Origin of the sequence: Parafrankia discariae, from assembly GCF_000373365.1 — a bacterium.
Classification (GTDB): domain Bacteria; phylum Actinomycetota; class Actinomycetes; order Frankiales; family Frankiaceae; genus Parafrankia; species Parafrankia discariae.
This window is the reverse complement of sequence record NZ_KB891234.1, coordinates 1-24,950: the sequence shown is the minus strand read 5'-3', so window position 1 is coordinate 24,950 and position 24,950 is coordinate 1. Positions and strand designations below refer to the sequence as shown.

The 24,950-nt window shown below is 71.2% G+C and carries 27 protein-coding genes and 2 pseudogenes; 22 read left to right on the top strand and 7 right to left on the bottom strand.

The window, feature by feature from the left end; all coding sequences use genetic code 11:
* The first annotated feature begins 513 nt into the window (after positions 1-513).
* From B056_RS0123420 to B056_RS0123390, 7 genes are all read left to right on the top strand, one after another.
* Positions 514-1,905 (top strand): ABC transporter substrate-binding protein, encoded by a 1,392-nt coding sequence (locus B056_RS0123420; protein WP_026240053.1) that lies wholly within the window; start codon positions 514-516, stop codon positions 1,903-1,905.
* Positions 1,906-4,023, top strand: coding sequence for a branched-chain amino acid ABC transporter permease (locus B056_RS0123415; RefSeq protein ID WP_018504291.1), 2,118 nt, complete (start codon positions 1,906-1,908; stop codon positions 4,021-4,023).
* The gene (locus tag B056_RS0123410) at positions 4,004-4,717 is read left to right on the top strand and encodes an ABC transporter ATP-binding protein (protein WP_026240052.1); all 714 of its coding nucleotides are present in this window, start codon (positions 4,004-4,006) and stop codon (positions 4,715-4,717) included. The genes B056_RS0123415 and B056_RS0123410 overlap by 20 nt, the downstream gene beginning before the upstream one ends.
* Positions 4,714-5,421: an ABC transporter ATP-binding protein gene (locus B056_RS0123405; protein WP_018504289.1), complete on the top strand. Its 708-nt coding sequence runs from the start codon at positions 4,714-4,716 to the stop codon at positions 5,419-5,421. Before B056_RS0123410 ends, B056_RS0123405 begins: the two co-directional genes overlap by 4 nt.
* Positions 5,418-5,906, top strand: coding sequence for a hypothetical protein (locus B056_RS0123400; RefSeq protein ID WP_018504288.1), 489 nt, complete (start codon positions 5,418-5,420; stop codon positions 5,904-5,906). The genes B056_RS0123405 and B056_RS0123400 overlap by 4 nt, the downstream gene beginning before the upstream one ends.
* Before the next feature lie 173 nt (positions 5,907-6,079).
* Positions 6,080-6,214, top strand: coding sequence for a hypothetical protein (locus B056_RS45475; protein WP_018504287.1), 135 nt, complete (start codon positions 6,080-6,082; stop codon positions 6,212-6,214).
* 61 nt (positions 6,215-6,275) lie between these two features.
* A complete protein-coding gene (locus B056_RS0123390) occupies positions 6,276-7,322 on the top strand; it encodes a hypothetical protein (RefSeq protein WP_018504286.1) in 1,047 nt (348 codons plus the stop codon).
* A 159-nt stretch (positions 7,323-7,481) separates the two neighbouring features.
* Here the strand turns inward: B056_RS0123390 and B056_RS0123385 are convergent, their stop codons facing one another.
* Positions 7,482-9,047, bottom strand: coding sequence for an alpha/beta hydrolase domain-containing protein (locus tag B056_RS0123385; RefSeq protein WP_020572658.1), 1,566 nt, complete (start codon positions 9,045-9,047; stop codon positions 7,482-7,484).
* A gap of 352 nt (positions 9,048-9,399) precedes the next feature.
* On the opposite strand from B056_RS0123385, the gene B056_RS0123380 reads away from it, so the two are divergent.
* Positions 9,400-9,831, top strand: a complete 432-nt coding sequence (locus B056_RS0123380; RefSeq protein WP_018504283.1) for a PPOX class F420-dependent oxidoreductase — start codon at positions 9,400-9,402, stop codon at positions 9,829-9,831.
* 267 nt (positions 9,832-10,098) lie between these two features.
* Positions 10,099-12,081: a chorismate-binding protein gene (locus B056_RS0123370; RefSeq protein WP_018504281.1), complete on the top strand. Its 1,983-nt coding sequence runs from the start codon at positions 10,099-10,101 to the stop codon at positions 12,079-12,081.
* Here B056_RS0123370 and B056_RS0123365 read toward each other — a convergent pair.
* Positions 12,066-12,284, bottom strand: a pseudogene (locus B056_RS0123365) (polyphosphate kinase 2); the annotation flags it as partial. The gene B056_RS0123370 and the pseudogene B056_RS0123365 sit on opposite strands and share 16 nt — an antisense overlap.
* A gap of 145 nt (positions 12,285-12,429) precedes the next feature.
* On the opposite strand from B056_RS0123365, the gene B056_RS0123360 reads away from it, so the two are divergent.
* Both B056_RS0123360 and B056_RS0123355 read left to right on the top strand, forming a co-directional pair.
* Complete coding sequence (locus B056_RS0123360) at positions 12,430-13,386, top strand: tyrosine-type recombinase/integrase (RefSeq protein WP_018504279.1); 957 nt, start codon at positions 12,430-12,432, stop codon at positions 13,384-13,386.
* Positions 13,387-13,707: 321 nt separating this feature from the next.
* Positions 13,708-13,908, top strand: a complete 201-nt coding sequence (locus B056_RS0123355; protein WP_018504278.1) for a hypothetical protein — start codon at positions 13,708-13,710, stop codon at positions 13,906-13,908.
* Between the two features lie 225 nt (positions 13,909-14,133).
* Here B056_RS0123355 and B056_RS0123350 read toward each other — a convergent pair whose 3' ends face one another.
* Positions 14,134-14,796, bottom strand: coding sequence for a hypothetical protein (locus tag B056_RS0123350; protein ID WP_018504277.1), 663 nt, complete (start codon positions 14,794-14,796; stop codon positions 14,134-14,136).
* Positions 14,797-14,979: 183 nt separating this feature from the next.
* On the opposite strand from B056_RS0123350, the gene B056_RS37705 reads away from it, so the two are divergent.
* From B056_RS37705 to B056_RS0123300, 10 genes are all read left to right on the top strand, one after another.
* Positions 14,980-15,246, top strand: a complete 267-nt coding sequence (locus tag B056_RS37705; protein WP_018504276.1) for a hypothetical protein — start codon at positions 14,980-14,982, stop codon at positions 15,244-15,246.
* A gap of 80 nt (positions 15,247-15,326) precedes the next feature.
* The gene (locus B056_RS0123340) at positions 15,327-15,608 is read left to right on the top strand and encodes a hypothetical protein (RefSeq protein WP_018504275.1); all 282 of its coding nucleotides are present in this window, start codon (positions 15,327-15,329) and stop codon (positions 15,606-15,608) included.
* The gene (locus tag B056_RS0123335) at positions 15,605-16,330 is read left to right on the top strand and encodes a 3'-5' exonuclease (RefSeq protein WP_018504274.1); all 726 of its coding nucleotides are present in this window, start codon (positions 15,605-15,607) and stop codon (positions 16,328-16,330) included. The genes B056_RS0123340 and B056_RS0123335 overlap by 4 nt, the downstream gene beginning before the upstream one ends.
* The gene (locus B056_RS0123330) at positions 16,330-16,755 is read left to right on the top strand and encodes a hypothetical protein (RefSeq protein WP_018504273.1); all 426 of its coding nucleotides are present in this window, start codon (positions 16,330-16,332) and stop codon (positions 16,753-16,755) included. Before B056_RS0123335 ends, B056_RS0123330 begins: the two co-directional genes overlap by 1 nt.
* Positions 16,755-17,924, top strand: a complete 1,170-nt coding sequence (locus B056_RS0123325) for a hypothetical protein (RefSeq protein WP_018504272.1) — start codon at positions 16,755-16,757, stop codon at positions 17,922-17,924. Before B056_RS0123330 ends, B056_RS0123325 begins: the two co-directional genes overlap by 1 nt.
* A 1-nt stretch (position 17,925) precedes the next feature.
* On the top strand, positions 17,926-19,095 hold the full coding sequence (locus B056_RS0123320; protein ID WP_018504271.1) for a recombination directionality factor: 1,170 nt from the start codon (positions 17,926-17,928) through the stop codon (positions 19,093-19,095).
* On the top strand, positions 19,095-19,358 hold the full coding sequence (locus B056_RS0123315) for a hypothetical protein (protein ID WP_018504270.1): 264 nt from the start codon (positions 19,095-19,097) through the stop codon (positions 19,356-19,358). Before B056_RS0123320 ends, B056_RS0123315 begins: the two co-directional genes overlap by 1 nt.
* Positions 19,345-19,476, top strand: coding sequence for a hypothetical protein (locus tag B056_RS45470; protein WP_018504269.1), 132 nt, complete (start codon positions 19,345-19,347; stop codon positions 19,474-19,476). The genes B056_RS0123315 and B056_RS45470 overlap by 14 nt, the downstream gene beginning before the upstream one ends.
* Positions 19,473-19,928, top strand: a complete 456-nt coding sequence (locus B056_RS0123305; RefSeq protein ID WP_154677200.1) for a hypothetical protein — start codon at positions 19,473-19,475, stop codon at positions 19,926-19,928. The genes B056_RS45470 and B056_RS0123305 overlap by 4 nt, the downstream gene beginning before the upstream one ends.
* Positions 19,925-20,281 (top strand): hypothetical protein, encoded by a 357-nt coding sequence (locus tag B056_RS0123300; RefSeq protein ID WP_026240050.1) that lies wholly within the window; start codon positions 19,925-19,927, stop codon positions 20,279-20,281. Before B056_RS0123305 ends, B056_RS0123300 begins: the two co-directional genes overlap by 4 nt.
* Before the next feature lie 74 nt (positions 20,282-20,355).
* Here the strand turns inward: B056_RS0123300 and B056_RS0123295 are convergent, their stop codons facing one another.
* The 3 genes from B056_RS0123295 to B056_RS37700 form a co-directional block, all read right to left on the bottom strand.
* Complete coding sequence (locus tag B056_RS0123295; RefSeq protein ID WP_020572656.1) at positions 20,356-20,865, bottom strand: hypothetical protein; 510 nt, start codon at positions 20,863-20,865, stop codon at positions 20,356-20,358.
* A 225-nt stretch (positions 20,866-21,090) separates the two neighbouring features.
* A complete protein-coding gene (locus tag B056_RS0123290; protein ID WP_018504265.1) occupies positions 21,091-21,954 on the bottom strand; it encodes a hypothetical protein in 864 nt (287 codons plus the stop codon).
* Positions 21,955-21,961: 7 nt separating this feature from the next.
* Positions 21,962-22,855: a radical SAM/SPASM domain-containing protein gene (locus tag B056_RS37700; protein WP_195905944.1), complete on the bottom strand. Its 894-nt coding sequence runs from the start codon at positions 22,853-22,855 to the stop codon at positions 21,962-21,964.
* 781 nt (positions 22,856-23,636) lie between these two features.
* Between B056_RS37700 and B056_RS39655 the strand changes: the two genes are divergently transcribed.
* Positions 23,637-24,647 carry a hypothetical protein gene (locus B056_RS39655; RefSeq protein WP_154677199.1) on the top strand — a complete coding sequence of 337 codons (1,011 nt, stop codon included), beginning with the start codon at positions 23,637-23,639 and terminating at the stop codon, positions 24,645-24,647.
* A 171-nt stretch (positions 24,648-24,818) separates the two neighbouring features.
* Here B056_RS39655 and B056_RS43685 read toward each other — a convergent pair.
* Positions 24,819-24,950: pseudogene (locus B056_RS43685) on the bottom strand (IS701 family transposase); the annotation flags it as partial.

Below are 24,950 nucleotides of genomic sequence, written 5' to 3'. Positions count from 1 at the left end.
GCTGACTGGGAGTCAAGATCCGTGCCGGTCCGGCCACTGTTCCGATCCCGGGTCGCCGGCCGGCGACCGACCCCATGGGACGACTGCGGCGTCTAGCCGGTCGGCTAGCGTGACAACGGCATCCCCGGCATCGCCCAGGGCGGCGCCCGGTTGCCGGCGCGGGGTGGGATGCCCGTGCGTTGGCCGCCCGGTGAGATGGGCCCGCGAGCGGCCCGTGCCGCCGGCCGGGACCCGGCCGGACGGGTTTGATTCTCGCGGTCGGAGCCGATAGTTTCCTCGCACCGAGAAGGAGCCTTCCGGAAACTGGTAGTGACACTTACTTCATCATGAAACGTGAATGTCACCCGCGATCTGATCGCCGCACTCCCCGGTTCCCGGTGGCCGCTCGGTTGCTCCAGCGTGCCCAGCCCGACCGGACTCGGTTGATCCGCGTTGTACAGCCACCCGGTAGCACCCGGATGACCAGGTAGCCCTGGTGACGCGGCCGGTCGGGATAGCAAGAGGAGGAGATCCGTGAGACCCCGTAGAACAGTCGCGGTCGTCGCTGCCCTCGCAGCGGTGACCGTGTTCGTCGCCGGATGTGGCCGCGACTCGGGCGGCGAATTAGGGAGTGAGGACACTCCCGCCACCCAGGGGTCCACGGTCGCCGCGGGTGACTTCGGTGACCTGAAGGACGTCTGCGGCTCCGGCAGCCCGACGGGCGCGCCCGCCCAGGGCGTGACCGCGAGCGAGATCAGCGTCGGTGTCTTCAGCGACGTCGGCTTCACCAAGAACTCCGAGTTCGACGACGCCGCCAAGGTGTTCACCTCGTGGTGCAACGCGGCCGGCGGCATCAACGGTCGCAAGATCGCCTACAACCTGCGGGACTCGAAGATCTTCGAGGTCCGCCAGCGGATGATCGAGTCCTGCCGCGACGACTTCGCGATCGTCGGTGGCGGTTCCGCGCTCGACGCCGGCGGTGTCGAGGAGCGGCTCAAGTGCCTGCTGCCCGACATCCCCGCGCAGACCAGCCAGCCGGAGAACATCGGCTCGGACCTGCAGATCGACGCGATCGGCGCCGGGCACTCCTACATCCGCTACGCCGGTTACTTCAACTGGCTGCTGAAGGAGGCCTACCCGGCCTCGGCCAGCTCGGTCGGCATCATCGCCGGTGACTCCCCGGTCACCAAGGTCATCGGGGACCAGACGGTGGAGGCCGTGCAGAAGGCCGGCGGGACGGTCACCTACAACGACCTCTACCCGGCGGCCGGCGTCTCGGACTGGACGCCCTACGCCCAGGCACTCAAGAGCAAGAACGTGAAGGGCCTGGTCTTCCAGGGCGACTTCCGCAGCCTGGCGAAGCTCGAGCAGGTGCTCTCGTCGATCGACTACAAGCTCGACTGGATCGACGCCAACAGCAACGCCTACGGATCGGCGTTCGTCGAGCTCGCGGGTGCCTCCATCAGCGACCAGAACAACCTGGCCGACCTCAGCGGTGTCGCGCCGCTCGAGGTGGCCGACGAGGTCCCCGCCATCCAGAAGGTCCTGGACCTCTACAGGCAGTACGCACCCAAAGCGGAGGTCACCTTCCCGGCGCTGCGTGCCTTCTCGTCCTGGCTGCTGTTCGCCCAGTCGGCCAAGGAGTGCGGCGACGACCTCACCCGCAAGTGCCTCTACGACACGGCGCGGGAGCAGACCGCCTGGACCGCCGGTGGCCTGCAGGCCTCCGTCGACATCACCAAGGCCGACGCTCCGCTGAAGTGCTTCAACGTCGTGCAGGCCGGCGCGGACGGCTGGAAGCCCGCGGACTTCGGCGCTGACACCGGTGTGTTCCGCTGCGACGCCCCCTCCGTCAAGTACACGGGCTCGTACGGCACACCGCTGACCCTGGCCAGCGTCGGCAAGAGCCTGAGCGACCTCAAGTAAATGGAACAGCTGTTCACCTTCGGGCTAGTGGGGCTGAGCACCGCCGCGATCTACGCCATCATCGGCAGCGGTCTGGTGCTCACCTACACCACCACCGGCGTGTTCAACTTCGCGCACGGTGCCGCGGGCATGATGGCCGCGTTCGTGTACTGGCAGCTCACCGAGGGCTGGGGGCTGCCGGTACCAATCGCGCTGGTCCTGGTACTGGTCGTGCTCGCGCCCGGATTCGGCCTGCTGGTCGAACGGGTGGTGCTCCGACCGGTCCAGGGCCTGGGCGAGGCCGAACGCCTGGTGATGACGGTGGCGCTGCTCAGCGGCCTCATCGCGATCGCCCGGTGGATCTGGGACCCGAACGAGGCGAGGTCGCTGCCGACCTTCTTCGCCGACCGCGCCGCGATCGACATCGGGCCCGCCACGATCACCTGGCACCAGGCCCTGACGATGATCGTCGCGGTGGCGGTCGCGATCGGCCTGCGCGTCCTGCTCTACGGGACGCGCATCGGCGCCGAGATGCGGGCGAGTGTCGACGACCGAGCGCTGGTGGGCCTCACCGGCGCCAACCCGGTCCGTTCGAACCAGGTCGCCTGGATCCTCGGCACCCAGCTGGCGGCGATCGGCGGCATCCTCATCGCGCCGTCGGTCTCGCTGGACGCCAGCCAGCTCTCGCTGCTGATCGTCAGCGCCTACACGGCGGCCATCTTCGGACGGCTGCGCAGCCTGCCGCTGACCTTCCTCGGCGCGGTCGTCGTCGGCTGCCTGGAGAGCTACCTGACCGGGTACCTGCCGAGCAACGACTACCTGCCGGGACTGCGGCTCGCGGCGCCCGCGCTGCTGCTGTTCCTGGCCCTGCTGGTGTTCCCGCACCGGCGGCTGCGCGGCCGGGACACGAAGGCCCGCCCGGTCGCCGTCCCGTCGGTGCGGGGGACCCTGGTGTTCGCCGGGGCGATCGTGGTGTTCGGGGTCGTGCTGGCCTCGGTGCTGGGTGAGGGCGATCTGATCACCTACGGGCAGATCTTCTCGTTCGGCGTGATCGCGCTGTCCTACGTCCCGCTCGCGGGTTACGCCGGGCAGATCTCGCTGTGCCAGCTCAGCATGGCCGGTATCGGCGCCGCCGTCTGGGCCCACATGGGCTCCGGCGGCGGGATCTGGGCGCTCGCGGCCACCGTGGTGATCTCGGGGGCGGCCGGCGCGCTGGTCGCGCTGCCGGCGCTGCGGCTGTCCGGCGTGTACCTGGCGCTGGGCACGGCGGCCTTCGCGGTCATCCTCGACCGGTGGATCTTCACCCTGCCCGCGTTCGACCTGTTCGGGGCGAAGATCTCGCTGTACGACGGGGGCACCGTCGACGTCTCCGGGCCGTCGCTGTTCGGCTGGCGGCTGGACGACGGCTCCGAGCTGATGGTGTTCTCCGCGGTCTGGCTCGCGATCACCACCCTGGCGGTGGCGTGGCTGCGCCGGGGCAGGTTCGGCCGTCAGCTCATCGCGCTGCGCGACAGTGAGGCGGCCTACGCCACCCTCGGCGGCAACCTGCTGCGGTCCAAGGTGGCGGTCTTCGCCCTGTCCGCCGGCATCGCCGGTCTCGGTGGGGCGCTCTACGGCATGCAGCAGCGGTCGGTCACCGCGGAGCAGTTCGGCCTCGTCGCCGGCCTGCCGCTGTTCCTGATCGCCGTGGTCGGCGGCCTCACCGCGGTGGGCAACGGCCTGTTCTCGGGTGTCGCGCTGGGCGGGTCGTTCCCCGTGATCTCCGCGGCGGGGACGTTCGCGCAGAACATCACCTCGGTGCTGCCCGGTCTGGCCGGTCTCGGCCTCGCCCGCAACCCGGACGGCGCCGTTCCCGAGATGCGCGCCGGCGCCGAGCCGCTCGGGCGGAACAAGCCCCTGCTGGGCGGGCTCATCGCCGCCCTCGTGGTGCTCTGGGTTCTCCAGCTCGGGGACGTGCTCGACGGCTGGGTGACCTTCACCCTGGCGCTGGTCCTGATCGTCGCGGCGCAGACCTACGCGCAGGTCCTGGAGGCGAAGCCCACCGAGGAGGCGGACGTCCCCGTCGAATGGTGGGGCGTGCGCCGGGCCTGGCGCCGGGAGGACGAGGAGGTGCTGGCCCGTGGCATTGCTGGAGGTTAAGAACGTGACGGTCGCCTTCGGGGGCGTGCGCGCCCTCGACGGCGTCGCCATCGCGGCCGAGAGCGGGCGGGTCACCGGGCTGATCGGGCCGAACGGGGCCGGCAAGAGCACCCTGTTCGACGTGATCTCCGGGCTGCGTCGGCCGTCGTCCGGGCAGGTGTTCATCGACGGCAGCGACGTGACCCGGCTGGGCCCGTCGCGGCGCAGCAAGCACGGGCTGGCCCGCACGTTCCAGCGGCTGGAGCTGTTCGGCCGCCTCAGCGTGCGCGACAACCTCCTCGTCGCGGCGGAGCTCGGCCCGCAGCGCCGCAACGCGGCGGCCGTGGTGACCGAGGTGCTGGCCAGGCTCGGCCTGACCGACATCGCGGACACCTCCTCGGACACGCTGCCGACGGGCGTCGCCCGGCTGGTGGAGGTCGCCCGGGCGCTGACCGTCCGGCCGAAGCTCCTCCTGCTCGACGAGCCCGCCGCCGGGCAGGACGCCGAGGAGACCGAGCGGTTCGCCGACCTGCTGCGTTCGCTTGCCGCCGACGGGACGACCGTGGTCATCGTCGAACACGACATGGATCTGGTCATGGGCGTGTGCGACGACCTGTACGTGCTCGACCTCGGAAAGGTCATCGCCGCCGGCTCCCCGGAGGAGATCCGCCGCGACGAGCTCGTCCTGGCCGCCTACCTGGGAGACGCGGCGTGACACCCCTGCTGGAACTGCGGGACGTCCGCGCCGCCTACGGGAAGATCACCGTGCTGCACGGTGTGAGCCTGAGCGTCGCGGCGGGTCAGGTGGTCGCGTTGCTCGGGCCGAACGGCGCGGGCAAGACGACCACGCTGAAGGTCGCCGCCGGCACGCATCCGGCGCAGTCCGGTCGGCTGCTGTTCGGCGGGCGGGACATGACCGGAGCGAACCCCCGCGATCTGGCGCGCGCGGGGGTCTGCCTCATCCCGGAGGGACGCGGGGTCTTCCCCAACCTGTCCGTCCGGGACAACCTCCTGATGATGACCTTCACCGGTCGTTCCCGGGAGCAGATCGAGGAGATCGCGTTCGCGCGGTTCCCCATCCTCGCGAAGCGCGCCAACCAGGCGGCGGGCAGCATGTCGGGCGGGGAGCAGCAGATGCTCGCCCTCGCCCGCGGGCTGGCCACCGACCCCGCCGTCCTGCTCCTCGACGAGCTGTCCATGGGACTCGCCCCGCTGGTGGTCGCCCGGCTCTACGAGCAGGTGGCCGAGATCGCCCAGCAGGGCGTCGCCGTCCTGGTGGTGGAGCAGTTCGCCGCCGCGGTTCTCGGTATCGCCGACCACGCGGCGGTGCTGGTGCGTGGACGGGTCGAACGCCAGGGCGCCCCCGACAGCGAGTTGCGCGCCGAACTATCCGCCCTCTATCTGGGGAGTTCCACATGACGTCCACTGACGCGCGGGCGGACCGCTTCGTCCGCGAGCTCGGGGAGTTGAAGATCCCCGACCCGGCGGCCGGCCGGCCCCGCCTCTGGGTTCGGCTCGGCGTGGCGTTGATGGTGGTCGGCGCCGTGCTCGGCGTGACGGCGTACGCGATGTCGCACGGCACCCGGGACCCGCTCGTCCAGCGCGACGCCCTCGCGCTCGGCCTGGGTGGTGTGGTGGCGAGCGTGGTGGGGGCGGCGCTGTTCCTGCGCTACTCCCTGACCGGCTTCCTGCGGTTCTGGATGGCCCGCCAGTCCTATGACCTGGCCCTGCTCGGCGACCGGCTGGCCGGCGTCGAGGCCGTCACCAGCCCGGTCGCCCCGGTCGCCGCGGCGCAGCCCGCCGCCGAGGCGGCGGCTGTCGAGGCAGTGGCTGCCGAGCCGGAGTCGTCGGCCGCGGAGTCGTCGGCCGCGGAGCCGGTGGCGAAGGAGTCCGTCTCGACCTGACCTGGCTGTCCCGAGAGGCCTGTGGCCGACGACATCGTCGTCGGCCACAGGCCTCTTCGTGTTTCCGGGGCCGTCCGGTCAGGCCTTCGGCCATTGCGGGCCCACCCATATTCGTGACACTATGCTGCCATCAAAGATTCCCGACCGAAGAGGGGGGAAATTTCGAACGCCCGGTGCTCGACAGCGTGGATCTCGACATCCACGCCGGCTTCGTCGAGGCCCGCCGCCTGCTGCTCGGGGAGCTGGGGTCCACGAGGCACGGCAGGCGGAGGGCCCGGAGCCGAACACCTGAAGAGCTGAACACCTGAAGAGCTGTTCCGCGGCGCGGGCGCGTGGGTGCCCGGCCGAGCGGGACGTGGAGGAGGCAGCATGGCGATCGACCTGACCGGCGGTCTCGGCGACGACCGGGAGTACGTGTTCCCCGCCCAGCCCGACAACCCGGACATGCGCGAGTCGGTCAACGCGTGGATCTGGGACGACGGCGTCGAGTTCGGGTTACCCCGGACCGGCATCGAGGCCACCGCGGACCAGTGGGACACCCACGACATCCAGGTGAACATCGCGTTCGCCGACGGCCGGGTGCTCAACATGTACGGGCCCAGGAAGGCGCACGACCCGCTGGGCGCGGACGGCAGGGCCCGCGTCCTGGGCGCCGGGCCGCTGTCCTTCGAGCTCGTCGAGCCCTACCGGCACTGGAGGATGCGGCTGGAGGGCCCCGCCGTGGTCACCTCCGCCGAAAGGCAGATCGGCGGCTGGCAGCGCGGCGTCACCGGCGGTCCGACGGCCGAGGTGTCCCTCGAACTCGACATCAGGCCCGCGGTACCGCCGTGGGAGAACGGCTCGCTCCTCGAGGAGGCCGGTCGGGTCCTCGCCACCCAGGAGGAGGGCGACCTGATGGGCGGCCCCCGCTTCGAGCAGCTCGCCCGGGTCACCGGCCACCTGCGGGTCGACGGCGAGGTGCGCGAGCTCAACGGCGGCGGCCTGCGGATCCGGCGCGCCGGCATCCGCCGGCTGGCCACCTTCCGCGGGCACGTCTGGCAGTCGGCGCTGTTCCCGAGCGGGCGCGCGTTTGGCCTCTGCCTGTACCCGCCGCGGGCCGACGGCAGGCCGACCTTCAACGAGGGCTTCCTCTTCGAGGGCGACGGCGCGCTCGTCCCGGCCCGGGTCGTCGACGCGCCCTGGCTGCGCGAGCTGCGGCCCGCCGGCGAGGACGTCTCCGTCACCCTCGAGACCGAGGACGGCCGGACGGCGACGATCCACGGCGAGTCGCTCCTGTCGACCTTCGCGGTGATGGGCGCGGACATCGGCTCCCAGCGCCTGAACCTGCAACAGGCCATCTCCCGCTACACCTGGGACGGCGAGACCGCGAACGGCATGATGGAGCGCTCCAGCGTGAGCGACACGGTCGCCCGGTGACCACTGCCGCCCGGTGGCCACTGCCGCCCGGTGACCACTGCCGCCCGGTGACCACGGGCGCCTCCGGCGCCGCCGGGCCCGGGTTCGGCCGGGAGTCGACGGCGCCGGAGGCGGCCTGTGGGCGGCCCGCGGGCCGGGCTCCGGCTGTCGCCGGCTCGGTCAGCCCCCCACAGTGGAGTTCTGCGCCGCGGTGACGATGGTCCTGGCGTCAGCGGGGGTCAGGAACCCGTGGAACACCGACGTCCAGGCCGCTGCCCGTACCTTGTTCACGTAGTCGGTGTGGGTCGGGTAGAGCTGGCGAAGCACGGGCTCCGCGGTCTGCGGCGCGGTCGGGTTCGACGGGTCGCCCGCGCTGTGCGTGTCCCAGGGATCGGCGTCGCCGTTCCACGGGTCGGTCGCGCCGAACAGGCCGCAGAACAGGGCCGCGGCACCCTCGGCGAAGCGCTGTCCCGTCAGGGTCCTGGTGGGCACCGCGACGTCCGGAAGCCGGATGCCACCGCGGGCCAGCCCGGTGGCCGGGTCACGGACCGGCGCATTGCCCTGCATGCTGAGGATCGTGCCGGTGGCCGGCGCGGGCCCGCCCCGTATCCACCGGTTCACGGCCGCCAGGGCGGCGTTCAGGGAGTAGTGCGCCGGGCCGTCGTTGATGGGCGGTGTGCCGGCCCCGCAGTCGCGAGGCGGAACGGGCTTGCCGAACATGCGCTCGTACACGGGCTGCCCGGTGGTGAGAAGCCACTGGTCGGCATGGGAGGTGCCGGCGAGCTCCCAGGTGTGCACGGTCGCCGAGTCCGGCTGCCGGGCGGTCACATGGAACGTCATGTCGGTCTCGGTCAGCACGACGAAGGTCGGCACCCTCAGATCGGTGCGGATGAGAGTCGGATTGGGCATCGTCTCCGCCGGGTCGGCGTTCAGCGGGGGCGGTGCCGCCATGTTGCTGTGGATGAGATAGCCGTCGTACACCCGGGCCACCGGAGCCACCGCGTTGACGTAGGTCGTCAGACGCATCGCGGACTGCGACTCACCCACACCGAGCAGCTTCGTGAACCTGAGTCTCCCGAGCGGGTTCGGTCCGTTCGGGGTGCGCAGCGCCTGCGCCGCCTGCGAGAAGATGTCGTACGAGTACTGGTCGCCGGGGTGGTCGAGAGTTCCGTACCGGGCCTGGTCCCAGGCTTTGAGGCCGGGGTAGTCCCCCGTCGCGTTGACGCCGAGCTGCTGGGCGGAGACGCCGACATAGGCGTAGCCGGAACGCAGGATCTCCTCGCGCATGGTCGTCCAGTCCACCTGCGCGTCAATGCCACCGCTGACGTTGAACCACTCGACCAGGACGGTCCCGTTGAACTTCGCCGGGTCCGCCGGGTAACGGACCAGCATCCGGCTCTGGTACGGGGCCTGCGTGCCCGGTGTCACCTGCCATCTGCCATCCGAGCCGAACGTGCCGTTCCTGGTGTAAGCGGTGGCTGTGCCACCGAACAGGAACTCCCGCTCCACGTAGCCCCTGGCCGCGAGAAGGGCCGGATCCTCCGCCTGGAAGGGGAAACCGTGGCTGCCGGCCGCCGGCAGGGTGATCGCCGGGGACGCGACGGTGCCCGCTCCGGTGCCCGCCCCCGCCCCTGCTCCCGGCGCCGCGGTCGCGGCCGGGCCGCAGATCGCGAGCACCGCGGACGTGCAGACCGCCGTGGCGAGCAGCGCGGTGACGCGCCTGCTCAGTAATCGCGGAAAGGGCATGTTAAACCTCCACCTGTTTTCCGTCCTGAGATGGGAGGCGGCAATTCTTGCGTCAATCTGATCCGAGGTCCCGGGCTCATCCGGTGGCTGGCACCGAAGTGCCATTTCCCGGCGGCGTTCTTTCCGCTCCGTCGCCGGTGGTCGCGGGCTTTTAATTGCTCGGGGAAAGGCTCGCCTTCGGCGCGGAGAATGACCCGGACCGGCGAGGGCCCACAGGTCGTAATCGGGGTCGGGATCGGCGTCGGCGTCGGGGTCGTCAAGGAGCCGGACGCCACAGCGCACGGGACGATGACCCCGCCCAGCGCCCGACCCGCCTGGAACAGAGGGCCTCCGGTCGCGGTTTCGCCAGTACATGACCGACTCACCGTTCGATCCGCACGCCCTGCTCGCGCAGAGCCGGCTCGGTGTCCTGGCCACGATCAGATCGGACGGCCGTCCGCAGCTGTCGCCGGTACTGCCGTTCTACGAGCGGCAGTCCGGAGCCCTCCACGTGTCCATGACCGAGGGACGGGCCAAGACGGCGAACCTGCGCCGGAACCCCTGGGCCGCGCTGGAGGTCACGAGCCCCGACGGCCGGTCCTGGGCGACCGCGGAGGGCCCGGTGACCCTCACCGGGCCGGGGGCGGACCCGCACGGCCCCGAGGTCGAGGCGCTGGTGAACTACTACCGGGTGGCCGCCGGGGAGCATCCGGACTGGCCTGAGTACCGCTCGGTCATGGTGTCCGACCGCAGAGTGCTCATGGTGATGACCGTCGAGCACGTGTACGGCCAACGCCTCGGCTGACTCCGCCGGCGGAGCCGCTCGAATCCCGGTGAGCCCGCCTGGGCCGGACGGCGGAGCGGGCACGCGCGCCCGGTCCTGACGGATCGGCTAGGGTGACGCCATGCTCGCGCGGATGAACTCCTGGTGGCCCGCCACAGTGGCGGCCCACTCCCACCGCGCGTAGATCTCTCCCGCGGCCGCCCTGTCCGGCGGCCGCCGTCGTTTCCCCTTCCGGGGCAGGGCTGACCGCCGAGTCCAGGCGGCCGCCCGGCCACCGAGGAAACGACCATGGAACTGCTCCGCCACCTGCTCGCCGCGCTCGCCGCGGGCGCGGACCCCGGCCCGTTCGCGCTGCTGCGCCGCGACGGCGCCGATCACCTCGACGTCCTCACCGGCGACGTCGAAGTGGTCTCCCAGCTGGCCGACATCCCGCTGCCACCGGGGCCGGCCGGGCCGCGCACGCTGGCGCTCGTGCCGTTCCGGCAGATCGTCGAGCGGGGCTTCGCCTGCGTCGACGACGGTGCCGCGCTGGAGTGCCTGCGGGTCGGCGGACACGAACGGGTGCCGCTGCCGGCCGCCCTCGCGGCGCTGCCGGCTGGTGCCGTGACCGCCACCGGCGGGCGGTTCGACATCGGTGACGAGCGGTACGCCGAGATCGTCGGCGAGGTGCTCCGCGCCGAGATCGGCCGTGGGGAGGGCGCGAACTTCGTCATCCACCGCACCTACACCGCCACGATCGCGGGCCCGCCGCTGGCCGCCGCCCTCGCCGCGCTGCGCCGTCTGCTCATCGGCGAACGCGGCGCCTACTGGACGTTCCTCGTCCACACCGGGACCCGCGTCCTGGTCGGGGCGACCCCGGAGCGGCACGTCAGCGTCGACGAGGGCCTGGTGCGGATGAACCCGATCTCCGGCACCCACCGGCTGCCGGCCTCCGGACCCGACCGCGGCGCGCTGCTGCGGTTCCTGGCTGACCACAAGGAGATCGACGAGCTGTTCATGGTGCTCGACGAGGAGCTGAAGATGATGGCCCGGGTCGCCGAGCGGGGCGGGCAGGTGCTCGGGCCGTACCTCAAGGAGATGTCGCATCTCGTCCACACCGAGTATCTGCTGGCCGGGCGGGGACGCCTCGACGTCCGGGAGGTGCTGCGCGAGACGATGTTCGCCCCGACCGTCACCGGCAGCCCGCTGGAGAACGCCTTCCGGGTGATCGCCCGGCACGAGGGTCGTGGCCGGCGCTACTACGGCGGCGTACTCGCCCTGTTCGGCCGGGACGAGGCGGGCGGGCAGACCCTCGACGCGCCGATCCTGATCCGGACGGCGGAGATCTCACCCGGCGGCGAGCTGCGCGTGCCGGTCGGCGCGACCCTCGTCCGCCATTCCACCCCGGACGGGGAGACGGCGGAGACACATACGAAGGCCGCCGGGCTGCTCGCCGCGCTGGGCCTGCGCCCGTCCGTGACCGCCCCGGAGCCGGCCGCGACCGCCGGCACAGGCGCCGGCGCGACCGCTCCGCTGGGAGCCGACCCGGAGATCGCCGCCGCACTCGCCGGGCGCAACCGCGGCCTGGCCCGGTTCTGGATGTCGGAGCGCACCGCGACGCCGGACACGGTTCCCGGGCTGGCCGGTCGGTCGGCGCTCGTCGTCGACGGCGAGGACACCTTCACCGGGATGCTCGCCCACCAGCTGCGCGCTCTCGGCCTGACGGTCACCGTGCGGCCGTGGCACTCGGCCGGGGACACCACCGGGTTCGACCTGGTGGTGCCCGGCCCCGGCCCGGGAGATCCGACGACGCGTGACGACCCCCGGATGGCAGCGATGCGTGGTGTCGTGGCCGACCTGCTGGCCCGGCGGCGGCCGATGCTCGCCGTCTGCCTCGGCCATCAGCTCCTCGCCGGCCTGCTCGGGCTGCGCCTGCGTCGCCGGGAGGCCACCTACCAGGGGCTGGCTCGCGACATCGACCTGTTCGGCCACCGGCGCCGGGTCGGCTTCTACAGCACGTTCACCGCGGAGTTCGACCAGGACGAGCTCCTCACCTCCCATGGTGTGGTGCGGCTCGCCCGCGACCACATCGGCGGCCACGACCACACCGGCGGCCACGACCACACCGGCGGCCGGGACGCGGCGGTGCACGCGCTGCGCGGGCCGACGTTCGCCGGGCTCCAGTTCCACCCGGAGTCGGTCCTCAGCCTGGACGGTCACGAGGTTCTGCGTGACCTGCTGACGGAGCTGCTGCTCGCCCCCGCCCGGCTGGGCGGTCACTCGACGGCGTAGCGGCGGGGGATCCAGGTCTGGCTGTCGATCGGCGGGCGCTTGTAGGCCCGGTCCTGGCGCGGCGGCAGGTCGACGGCGGGGTAGGGGAGGGCCTCGTAGGGCACCATCGACAGCAGATGGCTGATCAGGTTCAGCCGGGCGCTGCGCTTGTCGTCCGCGTCGACCACGTACCACGGGGCCTGCCGGATGTCGGTGTAGGCGAACTACACGAACATCATTAGGGGCATGGCCCTTAGAGGAAATCCCTTGCAAGACAAGGGATATTAAGATCCGTTAGGGAGACACGCTACGCGCTAGGCGTTTGTACGTACGGATATTTTCAGGCGCGATCGTCTACCCTCCTGGGTCATGCCACCTGCCCCGGTCGATCTGTCAGCCGCCGCCTGCCGCGCCGAATGGGAGTCCTATCTGCGCAGCTACTGGCGCAACGCGAAGATCAAAGGACTCGCGCCCTCGACCATCCGCCTCTACGGGATCGCGTTGGGGCGGATGGTCGACCACCTCGTGTCGCTGCCCGAAGGAGAGAGGCCGTCAGGGCCGGGGGACACCCGACTGGTCCGTGATGGCATCGAGGATCTACTGGCGAGCAGTTCGGGGACGCTGGCAGCGGTCACGATCGAGAACCGTCGTCTCATTATGCGAGCGTTCTTCAAGTTTCTTGTTGATCGTGAAGATATAGACGTATCGCCAATGGCAAAGATTGAACCTATCCGGGCGCAGGCAAAGCCGCGACCCGTAATTGATCAGGAGACCGTGGTCGCCCTGCTCAACACCTGCCGCACAGGCAAGACGTTCCGAGACCGCCGCGACTACGCGATCATCCGGACCTTCCTCTCGACCGGCGCCCGGCGGGCAGAGATCGTCGGCCTCACCCTCGACGACCTCGACATGACGCGAGACAGGATCACGGTCCTCGGCAAGGGCAACAAGGCGCGAACTGTAACCTTCGGGAACAAGACCGCCGACGCGCTCGACCGGTACCTCCGGGAGCGCGCCCGGCATCGCTCAGCCCGCATCCCCGCCCTGTGGCTTTCCTCCCGGGGGACTCAGGGCTTGGGGTACGGCGCGATGCGCGGGGTACTCCAACTGCGCGCTCGCCAAGCCGGGATCACGCAAGACCTGCACTGGCACCTGTTCCGCCACCTGTATGCAGACCGGCATCTACGCGAAGGCGGCAACGAGGGCGACCTGATGGAAATCATGGGATGGGACTCCACGGCGATGGTCCGTCACTACGCCAAGGCGACCGCCGCTGACCGGGCGCTGACGTACGCCAAGCGCGTGGCCACGGACGACCGCTATTAGCCCACAGTGGTACGAGCACACTGTGGGATGCACAGTCCGTGACGAACAGGATTCACGTGCCCCGTCACGACACGTAGCCAACACAGCCCTGTAGATGCACGACCCACGCGGGTCGGCTGTGCTGGACTTGCCCCATGCACATCGGGGGGAAGGCTGAGGAATCCAGCCTCCGGTCCGCCGTCAGCGCGCGCCTACGCGACATGATGTTGCATGTCGACGCATCATTTCCGCATGACAGCCAGCCCGAGGCAGACAGCAGCACGTATCGGGGGATACGCGCGAGCCGCCCATGGCGGCGGGACGTCCGCGAACGCGCGTGCGATGAACGAGGGGAAACGCCGGCGGGCCCGAGAGGCCGTCCTGGCCGCCGCCGAGCGGCGCGGGGAGACTCTCACCGATTCCGACGTGAACCGGGCCGTGGACGCGGCGATCAGAGCGCAGGCTTTGCGCGCCTCCGCGGCCTCGGTGGCCGCGCGTCGGCGCGCGGCGGCAGCGCCGGGGTCGTCAACGGCCAAGCCGTAGGGGGCGAAGCGCGCGTGGGGGATATTGGTGAATCGTCTGACCGGTGCCGCGAGGCGGCTGAGCGGAGGGCCTGGGAGGAGTTCGTCGACGCCGAAGACGACGAGATACTCCCCGGGTTCGATGAGATGGCCGAAACGGTTCAGCGTCTACGCGGGTATGCCGCAGTCATGAAGGACGGTAGTGCTAGCGAAAAAGCCCGCTCCGACGCCGTTGCTGCGCATCGGGCTACCCGTCAGACTCTTGAGGAATTTCAAGCGGTGATGGGCTACCAGTCAGAGTCCTAGCGAGAGCTTCACCCAGCCGCTTTTTCTCGCCGCTGGGTAGCCCACGGGCGTGATTGTACATTCCTGTTGCCTTCGTGACGGTAGTTTCTGTCATTTCCGGTTCGCGGGCGTCGTCGTCACTGTCTGTATCGGAGGAGGGCTGCTCGCTCGTCATCTGGACGCTACCCAGCACGGCCATCTCCATCACCCAAAGTAGTCGGCTGCGGCCCGGCTCGGGCATCCTCACGAGGCGGTCCGCGACTACCTGGGCCCGCGCGGCCAGTGCTGCCTCCGCGCTCTCGGTCTCCGGATCGGCAGCCCGCCGGCCGGCAGGCTGCACGGACGCCTTCGCCGCTTCATCCACCCTGGCCGGATGGATGCCTAGACCGCGGGCCAGTGCGGCGATCGTCGCCGAGGTTGGAAACCGCTGGATTGGCTTTTCTTGCATCCTCCACACCGTCGTCCGGTCGAGCGCGCCCGTGCCGTCGGCCGAGGCTGACCGGCGGGCGATCTCGGAAGGGTTCCACGGCGCGTCGCGGATGAGCCGCTGGAGGGGCGTGGCTGAGTCGGCGGTCTGAGCGGTGGCCGCCTCGGGCTCGCCGGGGTCCGGGGATAGGGAGGTCACCTGCCCATCGTGCCAGGACGGATGGGCGCGTACGGGGACGCTACGCACCCTCTCGACTGGTGCGAGTTGTGTTCCCCGTGGGCGCGTCGTGTCGCGCCTCCTTGCCTCTGCGTAGCGAGCTGCGTAGTGTTGCGTAGCGAAACAACATCACGATGTAACACGGTGCAACCAACCTGAGGGGAGGTGAAACCACTGATGCGAATCCGGGCTAACCACCTGCCAATCGACAGTGAAGGGCTGGACAGCGCGATGACCAAGGTCGGCTGGACCGAACGCGGCCTCGCCGCCGAGGTGCGCCCCACGTTCGACACCAGCCACGCACTCATACATCAACTACGCATAGGCGCCGTCCGCAGCACCCGGAGAGAGCGGGTCGAACGAATCGCCGAAGCCCTCGGCGTACCCATCACCGCGATCACCAGACACGGCGCGGACCAGCCCCAGACATGACCGGGGCCCCACTCCCACCCCAGGCGCGGCAAAGCGGGGGGCGTGGAGCGGGGCCCGGCGACTACCCCAGTGGAGCAGCAGTGACTAACAGTACGACACCGCGCAGGGCAGGTCGGCTCTACCGGCTGCCGCTCATCTGCGGCCACAACATCCAGATCCCCGGAGACACCGTCATCCTCGGCGCCCCCGACGCGCAGCACCCGCACTGCCCGGCCTGCCGGACCCGCCGGCCCTACGCGCCGCTCAGCCCCACGGGTCTGCTCGCCGGAGCCGTTGATGGTGGGCCGCTCGCCCTGGTGGTCGCGCTGGGTCTCCTCGACGACGGCGACCCGCTCGACGACATCATCGGGGTGCCGGTATGAACGCCCTCGCCATGCCGGCCGCCGCGCTGGCCTTCGAGAAGATCGTGTTCGTGGATCTGGAGACCACCGCGCTCGACCCCACCCGGGGTGGGGAGTCATGGGAGTTCGGGCTGATCGTCCGTCGTCGGGGCAAGCCCGACGAGGAGTGGCAGGTGATGGTCCGTCCGGACCTGGACCGGGCAGACCCGCAGGCTTTGCGGATCGGCCGCTACTACGAGCGCACGGCGGGGCTGTCCGATGCCGACGGCAGCTGGCACGACCTTGCCGGGGAGAGCGACGACGGGTGGCGGCGCTGGTCGGACCCGTTCGCGTTCGCGCGCTGGCTGGCCCCCACGCTAGACGGCGCCGTACTCATCGGCTCCAACGCCTCGTTCGACGCGGGCCACCTACGCCCGTGGCTGCGCCATCACGGCCAGGCCCTCATCTGCCATTACCGGCCCGTGGACATCGGCGCCGTCGCGTGGGGCTTCTACCTCGGGACCGCGTTCGGGGAGCGGCCGGACGGCGCCGGTGCCGACGAGCGCGCGCTCACCCTGCCCTGGTCGTCCACCTCGCTCGCCGAGGGACTCGGCGTGCACAGCGACCCGGCCCACCGGCACGAGGCGCTGGCCGATGCCCGTCACGTGCGGGACGTCTTCGACCGGGTGCTGTCCCTGGCCGGTCTGACGTCACGGACCCCGGTCCCGGTCCCGGTGCCCTACTCCGATGAGCCTCCGTTCTGATGGGCACCGAGATCGCGCTCCGGCCCACCCTTTACCGCGGCGGCCAGGTCCGTATCGACGATGGATACCGGCCGCCCCGCGACACCTGCGACCCTCGGTGGGGGGCGTGCACTGAACACCGGCCCGGCTGTGACTGCCGTGAGGCCGAGCACGCCGAGTACGTTGCCGAGCTGCTCAGTGAGTTGCGGCACCTGCGCGAGGTCGTCGAGGGCCTGTGGCGCTACAGCCCGGCCGACGTCCGGGACAGCGTGTATGCCGCGGTGTACCGGGCGGCCCTCACCCCGTACGAGGATGCGCGAGCCCAGGGCATGCGGCAGGCGTTGTACCGGCTCGCGCACGACACCCGCCTGTCCCCCGACCAGGTCCGCGCGGTCGCGCTCGGCGCGCTGAACGCTCCGGTCCCTGACGAGGGGCCGGTGTTCTGATGGCCGACCAGGACGATGAGCACTGGTACGACAACCCGTGGTGGACGCCCGGCCGCGACCCGGAGAGCGACCGTCGGTGGCCATCCGTGACAACGATCCTCGGGCGCACGTTCGTCAAGTGGCAGCTTCGCCCCTGGGCGGCGCGGGAAGCCGCCGGGTTCGCGTTCGACAACGGCCCGATCCTCGCGGACCTTGCCGAGGAGCGGGCCCGTACCGCGGCCGGGCTCACCGACCGAGCGGGCCCAGTGCCGGCCCGTGCTGCGGTGGAAGGCCGCAACGTCGCGGTCACGCTCGCCGCCGAGACGAGCGACCGGATCGCCGATGACGCCGCGGAAACCGGCGTGCAGGTCCACGCCTGGCTGGAAGCCCACCTGAAGGGTGAGCCGCGGAACTTCGACGACGACGCCTGGCGGCGCATCACCCCGTTCATTCCGGTGCTGCTGGACTTCCTCGCTCGCTGCGCCCCGGACCCGGACCAGATCGTGTGGGCGGAAGCCACCGTTCACCACGAGGTGCTCCGCTACTCCGGGACCACTGACCTCGGGCTGATCCTGCCGTTCCCGCTTCCGGTGATCGAGCGCCTGCCCCGCGAGCAGGGCGGCGGCGCGCGGCTCCTCGGCGTCATCCCTGCCGGCGTCGTGATCGTCGTCGATCTGAAGACCGGCAAGGAGGTGCGGCCCGACGCCGCTCACCAGCTGGTGGGCTACGCCGAGTGCACCCACCTAGACCCGAAGACCGGCGGCCCCCTGGTCCGGATGCCGCGGGCCGGCGGCGGCGCGGTCCTCCACGTCACCCCTGCTGGCTGGAAGTTGCACCCCGTGCTGCTGACCAAGGGGATGCGGCACGCCTGGCGCCACGCCGTCGGATGGTTCCACGGCCCCCACACCCACCACCGGGCCGCCGCCGGCATCGGCGTGCAGCCCGACGGCGACAGCCTGTCCCTGACTGGCCTGCCCGGTATCCCCGCCGCGGTCGCCGCCGCGCTCGCGCTCCAGCAGGAGCCGGTGCTGACCCTGGCCGACCTGGAGCAGTACGGCCCGGCCGCCTACCTGGGCACGCCCGGCATCGGAGCGAAGCGCTTGGAGCTCGCCCGCGGCCTGCTCGCGCTCGAAGGCCGGGCCTGGCCGGACACCACCCCCGCCGGCACGACCAGCAGAAAGGCGGCCTGACATGCCGATCCTCGTCGCGTCCATCCGCCAGGCGCAGCAGGCCGGAGCCCAGGACGGCCGTATCCGCCCCGGCACCTCCGCCACCTACCAGAAGCGCGGCGGCGGCGAAGGTATCCGCCCCGTCAAGCTGGAGACCTGGCGCCTCACGTCCACGTCGCGGGAGGCGATCGAGGCTGCCGCCGCGCTGTGGGGAGGCGTCCCGCAGATCTGGCAGAAGCCCGCCCGCGGAGGCGACGGCGGCCCGCGGCGCGGGCCGCAGCCAGCCCCCGAATGGGAGGTCATCACCACCACCCGAGAACTCCCCGTGCACCTGCTCCCCTCCAACGCGGTGGATCAGTGGATGGAACTGTGGTCCGGAGGCCGGTGCGTGCGGCGCTGCACCGGCCCAGGCGGGATCAACCAGAAGACCGGCGACGGATGCGAATGCCCGGAGGATGACCGGACCAGGGTCGCGCTGTCCCGGCAGAACCCGCCTGCCGCGTGCCGGCCGGTGAGCCGCCTCCGGGTCCGCCTCGTCGACCTGCCCGGCGTCGGGGTGTGGCGCGTGGACTGCGGCGGCTACAACGGCACCGTCGAGCAGGGCGGCACGATCCGCACCCTCGACGAGCTGCTCGCCGGCCAGCCGCGGCTGATCGCGGCCACGCTGGTGCTGGACTGGCGGACTTCCCCCGGCGCCCCGGGAGAGCCGGGCCACACGTTCGTCGTGCCGCGTCTCATCGTCCCGGAGTCGGAGAGCGCGATCCTGGCGCAGACCCGGACTATGGCCGAACTCGCCGCCGGCCGGGACCGCGCTCCCCTGGGTATGCCGACCAGCCGGCCGCAGATCACTGCCGGGCCCGCCGGCCCGACCGCACCGCAGGCCCTGCCGACTACCCGGCCCGGCCTCGACCCGGCTGGCCCCACCGAGTACAGCCCCGAACAGATCATCAACATGATCCGCCGGGCCGTGCAGGACCTGAACAAGATCCCCGCCGCTGCCCCTGACCGTGTCCAGCAGATCCGCGCCGTCGCAACCAAGGCCGGCAGCTTCCGGTTCCGGCTGCTCGACGAGTGCCTGCCCGAAGACCTGCTTCCACCCGGCGCACCCCTCACCCCGCTACGCGCGCACATCCTCGACCTGCTCGCCGCCGAAGCGCAGGCCACCCCCGACCCCGAAACCGCCACCGTCTGATGACCATCACGAACGCCGGTCCCGCCCAGCCCACGCCGGGCGGGACCGGCCCCACCCCGGTACCCGACCGGGCAATCAGCCACATCGCCGAACTCGTCGAATCCGATCATGCCACCCGGCGCCGGCTCGCCGCCGCCGCCGAAGCCCTCGCCGGAGTCATCGCCGCCGAGACGCTCCGCGAAGGGCAGACCCTCGCCGCATCCGCGCTGCTCCACCTCACTCGGTCCGGCCCACCCAGGGAGACACCTGATGATCGTCCGTGACAGTGCGGTCGGCCTCCTCATCGGCGCCACCATCGTCGGTGCCATCGCCGCCGCCACCCTTCCCGCGGCGAGCGTCGCTCTCGTCGCCCGAGTCCTGACCAGGAGCAACCCCCGATGACCTCACCTGACGGCCTGCGCTCCTGCCCGGCCTCGCCGTGTGGAGTCCGCATCCCAAGCACGATGATCATGTGTGGTCGGCACTGGGTGATCATCCCGGCCGACCTGCGTCGCCTCATCGGCGAGGAGTACCAGCCCGGACAGGCCCGCCAGTCAGCGGCGTACGAGACGGCCCTGGCTTCCGCCATCGACCACGTCACCGCCGCGCCCCGGCCCCATCCGACCCACCCGGCCGGCACCGCACGCCGCCGCCCGGACCGGCGCGCGCACGGCATGCCAGACGGAGCCGTCCCCGTCGACCTGCTCGCAGACAACGCCGCGGTGGTCCTCGTCGACAACGACGGGATCGCCCGCGTCCAGCTCCACGCCTGCCGGATGACCATGGAGCAGCTCGCCGAGCACCTGCACTCCGTCGCTGACGCCCTCGTGGCCGGCAGCGGGAACGACCAGTGAGCGGCAACCCGACCGCCCCGCCGGCCGTGCTCCGCGACCAGATCCGCCGCGCGGCGAAGGACATCGGGGCCAAGGCCGCGTCCGTAGCCGCGCTCTCCCTCTTGGGTAGGTGGCGGTCCGTTAGGACAACGGTCTATCTCCAGGTCCGCCTGGACCCCTCGGCGGATGATGAGCCTATTGGCGCGTTCCTGCGGGCGCTTCCCGCCGAGCACGCCGCCCGCTGGGACCCGGAGACCATCTACACGATCATGGCAGCTGCTGGCCGGCTCGCCGAGCAGGTACCGGACAGCGCCCTCCCCGACCTCGCCACGATCGTCGGTCTGGACGCGGCCGGCGGGCCGAAGCCCGGCTGACTGGCTCCGGCCCGCGCGGAACACGGAAACGGCCCTGCCCCCAGGGTGCAGGGCCGTTTCCGTCCCGGGACGACTCAGCCGGCCGTCGCACCGACTCGCAGCCCAGCGAGGCGGGCCCAGCACAACGCCGCTGCGTGAGCATCATCCACCGGGTCATGCGCGGTGAGATCCGGCCGGCCGCAGAACTCCCGCCGGTCCACGTCCGGATCGAACCCGGCCATCCACAACGCCGACGCAAGCTCGTGCAGCGGGTACGGTCCACGCTTCCACCGGCCCGCCGCGTCCTGCTCGACCGCGGCCCGGAACAGACCCGCCTCGACCGGCGCACCGACGTCAGCGACACACTCGACGCCGTCCCGGTGCTTCTCCCAGAACCCCCAGAAGCCGTCTAGGAGCACCGCCCGCGAGGGGTACACCGGCAGGTCCACCACCGGCACCACGTGCGCCCGGGTCCAGGGGTCCGTGACCTCCCCAGGACTGATCTGCCCGCGGAATCTCGCCTGCACCGCGCCGGTGTCGGGGTCGAGCACGACGGCGCCGACTGCCCACACCCTGCCGTAGAGCCCGTCTGTCTCAGCGTCCACACCGAAGATCCGAGTCATGTGCGCACGGTACCCACCCGACCGCCTGGAGTTGTGACACGGAGGGCGGATGTATAGACGAGCTTGACGGCCACCTACGTCGAGCGGCACCCGCACCGGACCTGTCTCGGCGTGGTCACCGCCCGACCCCAGTCCCTCTGACACGGGGTTACGACACGCCCAATCGGTCAACGATCATCCCCCGTGGAACACCCCGCGCCAGTCCCGCTAGCCTCCCGGCCTCGGCTCCAGCAGCGTGCGGGCGACCCGATGAAGGGCCGGGCAGAGCCCGGCCTCGTCCCGGTAGTGGGTGAAGTCGCTGAGGATGCCGGCGGCGTTCGCGAGGATCGCGTACCGGCCGGACGGGCTGTCCAGCACATCCGCGAACAGACTGAAGATCTGCGCGGCCACCGTGGGGACAGCGAGCGCGGTGCAGTACAACCGGGCCGCCCCGTACCCGGCCACATTGACCCCCCAGTGCTCCCAGTCCAGGATCATCAGGTTCGGCACGGTGATGTTGCCCCAGTGCAGATCAAGATGCTCGGTGGACCCCCATCTCGGCACGACGTCGGCGGGCAGCGACCAGCCGAAGGCGTGGAACAGGTTGGCGTACCGGTCAGGCCGGTTCCCCCAGATCTCCCGGGTGGTCGGCTGGCCGGCGAGCGCATCCAACGAGGTCCGCAGGCCAGCGAGCCAGCCCGGGGACAGGTCGACCGGCCGCTCGAGGTACTGGTCCCCGGGGGTTGCGACCGGGTCGGACGCGTAGGTCATCAGCTCGGCGCAGACCGGGATCGGCACCGGGTCGGGGCCGGTCGTCCACTCGGTGCTGTCGAGCAGCTCCGGCTTGCGGATGCCGGTCAGCACCGCAGCGTCGCGCGTGCCTCGCCACGGTTCCAGGTCCATGGCATCCGCGATGAACGGCGCGACCCGCAGCCACGCCGTTTCCCCGCGGTGGGTCACCGGTCCGCCGATGACGTTCCCGGATGCGCTGGGCGTCGGCGTGGCCTGCGGCTCGACGTCGAGCCGTGCCGCGCCGTCGCGCCAGACCGTCTCCATCCAGGCGTCATCGACCTGGACCGGCAACCACTTCATCCGCTGATCACTTCCCCTTCGGCTTGCAGTTCGACCCCTTGTTTCCCGTGTCCGACGGGGTGCACGACGGGGCGCACGACGACGCCGGGGCGCACTTCGGGTTCGGCTTGCATGCCACCGTCGTCGTGCGGCGGAGCTGGTCGAGGCGCTCCACCTGCGCGCTGAACGACCCGCCCGCGAGGATCGCCCCGAGCGCGGTCGAGTGGACGTTCCCGGCGACAGCATGCCGGGTGAACACGCACGGGGTCACGGTGCCGTCCGGGCCGATGGCGGCGGTGCCGTGCCCGCAGTCCCCGCAGGTGCCGCCCAGGTCGACGTCGATGGTGGCGGCGCGGCCGAAGCCGCGGGCCTGGTCCATGCCGATCTCTTCGTCGGACACGCCGAGGGTGAGCAGGTCGGCGTGGGCGGCATCGACGTCCCCGCCGTTACCGGTGTCGATCAGCCCGACCCGCAGCGGCACCGAGCGGCGGACCGCTTCGGCGATGTTCGCGCGGGTCCGGCCGTGGGAGCCCTTCCGACCGGTGACCGCCTCGTGCCCGGCTGGGTCGGCGGCGTAGTAGCTGGTTGCCAGCCGGACTCCCGGCCGGGTGAATACCTTCCACAGCGCGTCGGTGACGTGGAGCAGGTTCGTGTAGATCTCCACGTCGATGCCGGCCGTCAGCGCGTAGTCGACCAGGTCGGGTAGGTCGGGGTGGAGAGTCGGTTCACCACCGATGAGCTGGACCATGCCCACCTCGAGTTCGGCGGCGGCGTCGATCACCGCGCGCCAATCGGTGGTGCTCATCGTCCCGTGGTCCCCGAGGGGGGACGAGTCGGCGTAGCAGTGGGTGCATTCGAGCTGGCACCGCCCGGTGATCTCCAACCATAGGAACGTAGTCGGCTCGACGGTCGCAGTGGACATGATCGTGCTCCTCCTGTCGCGGGTGACTCCGCAAGGCGCCGCCTGCCCCGGCGGATCTGATCGGCACCGGAGCAGGCGGCTGGGCCCATCCCGACCGCGTCAGATGGCCAGCCGGCGCAGTCGGGATGGGGACTGGTGGGGCCGCCCGTCCCCTGGCGGCCCCGGTCTTAGGCGCCGGCGCCGGACTGCCGGCGGCGGCAGATACGACACCCGAAGACGGATCTTCGGGTGCGGCCCCGGACGTGCGGTGCGATCGGGCGCCGCCGTCCGGGGCCGGCCGCGTCGACGTCGCTGCCCGGCCCGGATGTGCCGTCGGCGGGCCTGGGGGGCGTCGGATCGCGGCCCTCCCCGGCGCGTTCGGGTTCGGGAGCCATCGTGTGTCCCTCCTCCTGCGCCGGGGGTGAAAGTCCGGCTACTCTGCCGGCACACATGAAGTCTGTTTAGGTACGGGATCAGTTACAAGATGTGTGTAGGTGTGGTGTAGGTGTGGTGTAGCGACTACACACACCCCGGGCCGCAGGGGGCAGGCATGGAGCCGTGGAAGCTGGAACTGGCGGCGCTTGCACGGCGAGTCACCGAGTTACGCGGCTCGATGCCGAAGACCCGGTTCGCTGAAGGGGCGGGCATCGACCGCCCCGCACTGATCAACATGGAGAGCGGTGTTCGGCTGATGTCGGAGACCGCGGCCCGCAAGCTCGATGCGTATTGCGGAACCGGCGATGAACTCACACGCTGGAGAAGCAAGGTCGCTGCGATGAAAGCCGGCTTGCCGGACAGGGAGGTGAGTCCGACGGACCGTCGTGATCTGCTCCGGCTCGGCACGCTCGGTGTGACCACGCCGGCGATAGCCGCCGCGCTCGACGTCGCGGCCCGCGCGTCCGCGGCACTCGCCGCCGAGTCCGCGGCGGTCAGCCCCGTGAAGCTCGCCCAGCTCGAAGGTGACGCGACCGCGATCGCGGTCCGCTACTGGTCCACCCCTTTGGACGAGCTGCTCCCGGTCGTTCTCGACCGGCTGTCGGCCGCGATCACACTGCTCGACAGCCGGCTTCGGCTCGATGACCGGACGACCGTGACCCGGCTCGCTGGCACGTACGCCTACTATGCGTCGAGGATCGGTGGGCACATCGGCCGTCCCGAGCTCGCGCCGTTCGGTGCGCTGGCCGCGCAGTACGCCGACCAGGCGAACGACCCGATCCTGACGGGGAGCATCGCGGGGAACCGGTCGTGCGCGGCCCGGGAAGCCGGCCGGTTCGACGAGGCGGCGGACATCGCAGGCCGGGCGATCCCCGGCGCCCATCCGTACGTGCGTCCCCGGCTCGCCGCCTACCAGGCGGTGGCGCTCGGCGCGGCCGGACGCCACGACGAGGCGTTGGACGTGTTGCGGCTGATGGCAGGCGCACCCGCCGGCCTGCCCCCGGCACCAGGGGCCGGGCTGTGGGACGAGGGTGAGGAGCTGGTGTACGGGTCGCTGACCTACGCGGAGATCGGCCGTGCCGCCGAGGTGCGGCCCCGGGTCGCGGAGGCGTTGTCCGGGCTACCCGCCGAGGAGTTTCAGGCGCGGGCGCTGGTCACGTTCGCCGGTGCGCAGGTCCTCGCCGTGTCGGACCCGGGGGCGGCGGCGGCCGGCGGGCTGGAGACCCTGGCGTTGGATGCGGCGTGGCCGACTCAGTCGGTGCGGGGCCGGGTGGCCCGACTGCACCGGTCGCTGACTCTGTCAGCGCCGGACGCCGATGGCGTAGCGGAGCTGGGGAGGGCGCTGGCAGGCGGCCAGCCATGTCCGTCGTGGCTGTGAGCTAATACTGCAACGGCACTTGTGGGTGTCCTCGCCGTCGGTAGTGGCAGCGTCTGGCCTGGTGTTGACGGCGTCTGCGCCAGGTCGACCAGGCCCAGACGAAGGCGGGTGGGTGGAGCCGGTGGAGGAGGGTGGCGATCAGTCTGCGGATCTCCGGTACTGTCAGTCCGATCATGTCCTGACAGGTGTGGGTGCTGCCCCTTTTACCTGCTCGGCGCGGACGGCGGCGAGGGTGGCGTAGGCGAGCATGGACAGGGTGATGTGGGCGTACCAGGCCCGCCAGTCGCGGACCTGGTAGTCGTC

Bases quoted from the DNA above. Each gene is read 5' to 3' on its own strand.
- B056_RS0123290 (WP_018504265.1), bottom strand. From the start codon at position 21,954: ATGAAGTGGTTGCCGGTCCAGGTCGATGACGCCTGGATGGAGACGGTC.
- B056_RS45470 (WP_018504269.1), top strand. From the start codon at position 19,345: ATGATCGTCCGTGACAGTGCGGTCGGCCTCCTCATCGGCGCCACCATC.
- B056_RS0123305 (WP_154677200.1), top strand. From the start codon at position 19,473: ATGACCTCACCTGACGGCCTGCGCTCCTGCCCGGCCTCGCCGTGTGGA.
- B056_RS0123390 (WP_018504286.1), top strand. From the start codon at position 6,276: ATGGCGATCGACCTGACCGGCGGTCTCGGCGACGACCGGGAGTACGTG.
- B056_RS0123355 (WP_018504278.1), top strand. From the start codon at position 13,708: ATGAACGAGGGGAAACGCCGGCGGGCCCGAGAGGCCGTCCTGGCCGCC.
- B056_RS0123325 (WP_018504272.1), top strand. From the start codon at position 16,755: ATGGCCGACCAGGACGATGAGCACTGGTACGACAACCCGTGGTGGACG.
- B056_RS0123315 (WP_018504270.1), top strand. From the start codon at position 19,095: ATGACCATCACGAACGCCGGTCCCGCCCAGCCCACGCCGGGCGGGACC.
- B056_RS37700 (WP_195905944.1), bottom strand. From the start codon at position 22,855: ATGTCCACTGCGACCGTCGAGCCGACTACGTTCCTATGGTTGGAGATC.
- B056_RS0123335 (WP_018504274.1), top strand. From the start codon at position 15,605: ATGAACGCCCTCGCCATGCCGGCCGCCGCGCTGGCCTTCGAGAAGATC.
- B056_RS0123330 (WP_018504273.1), top strand. From the start codon at position 16,330: ATGGGCACCGAGATCGCGCTCCGGCCCACCCTTTACCGCGGCGGCCAG.
- B056_RS0123385 (WP_020572658.1), bottom strand. From the start codon at position 9,047: ATGCCCTTTCCGCGATTACTGAGCAGGCGCGTCACCGCGCTGCTCGCC.
- B056_RS0123415 (WP_018504291.1), top strand. From the start codon at position 1,906: ATGGAACAGCTGTTCACCTTCGGGCTAGTGGGGCTGAGCACCGCCGCG.
- B056_RS0123370 (WP_018504281.1), top strand. From the start codon at position 10,099: ATGGAACTGCTCCGCCACCTGCTCGCCGCGCTCGCCGCGGGCGCGGAC.
- B056_RS0123360 (WP_018504279.1), top strand. From the start codon at position 12,430: ATGCCACCTGCCCCGGTCGATCTGTCAGCCGCCGCCTGCCGCGCCGAA.
- B056_RS0123380 (WP_018504283.1), top strand. From the start codon at position 9,400: ATGACCGACTCACCGTTCGATCCGCACGCCCTGCTCGCGCAGAGCCGG.
- B056_RS0123400 (WP_018504288.1), top strand. From the start codon at position 5,418: ATGACGTCCACTGACGCGCGGGCGGACCGCTTCGTCCGCGAGCTCGGG.
- B056_RS0123320 (WP_018504271.1), top strand. From the start codon at position 17,926: ATGCCGATCCTCGTCGCGTCCATCCGCCAGGCGCAGCAGGCCGGAGCC.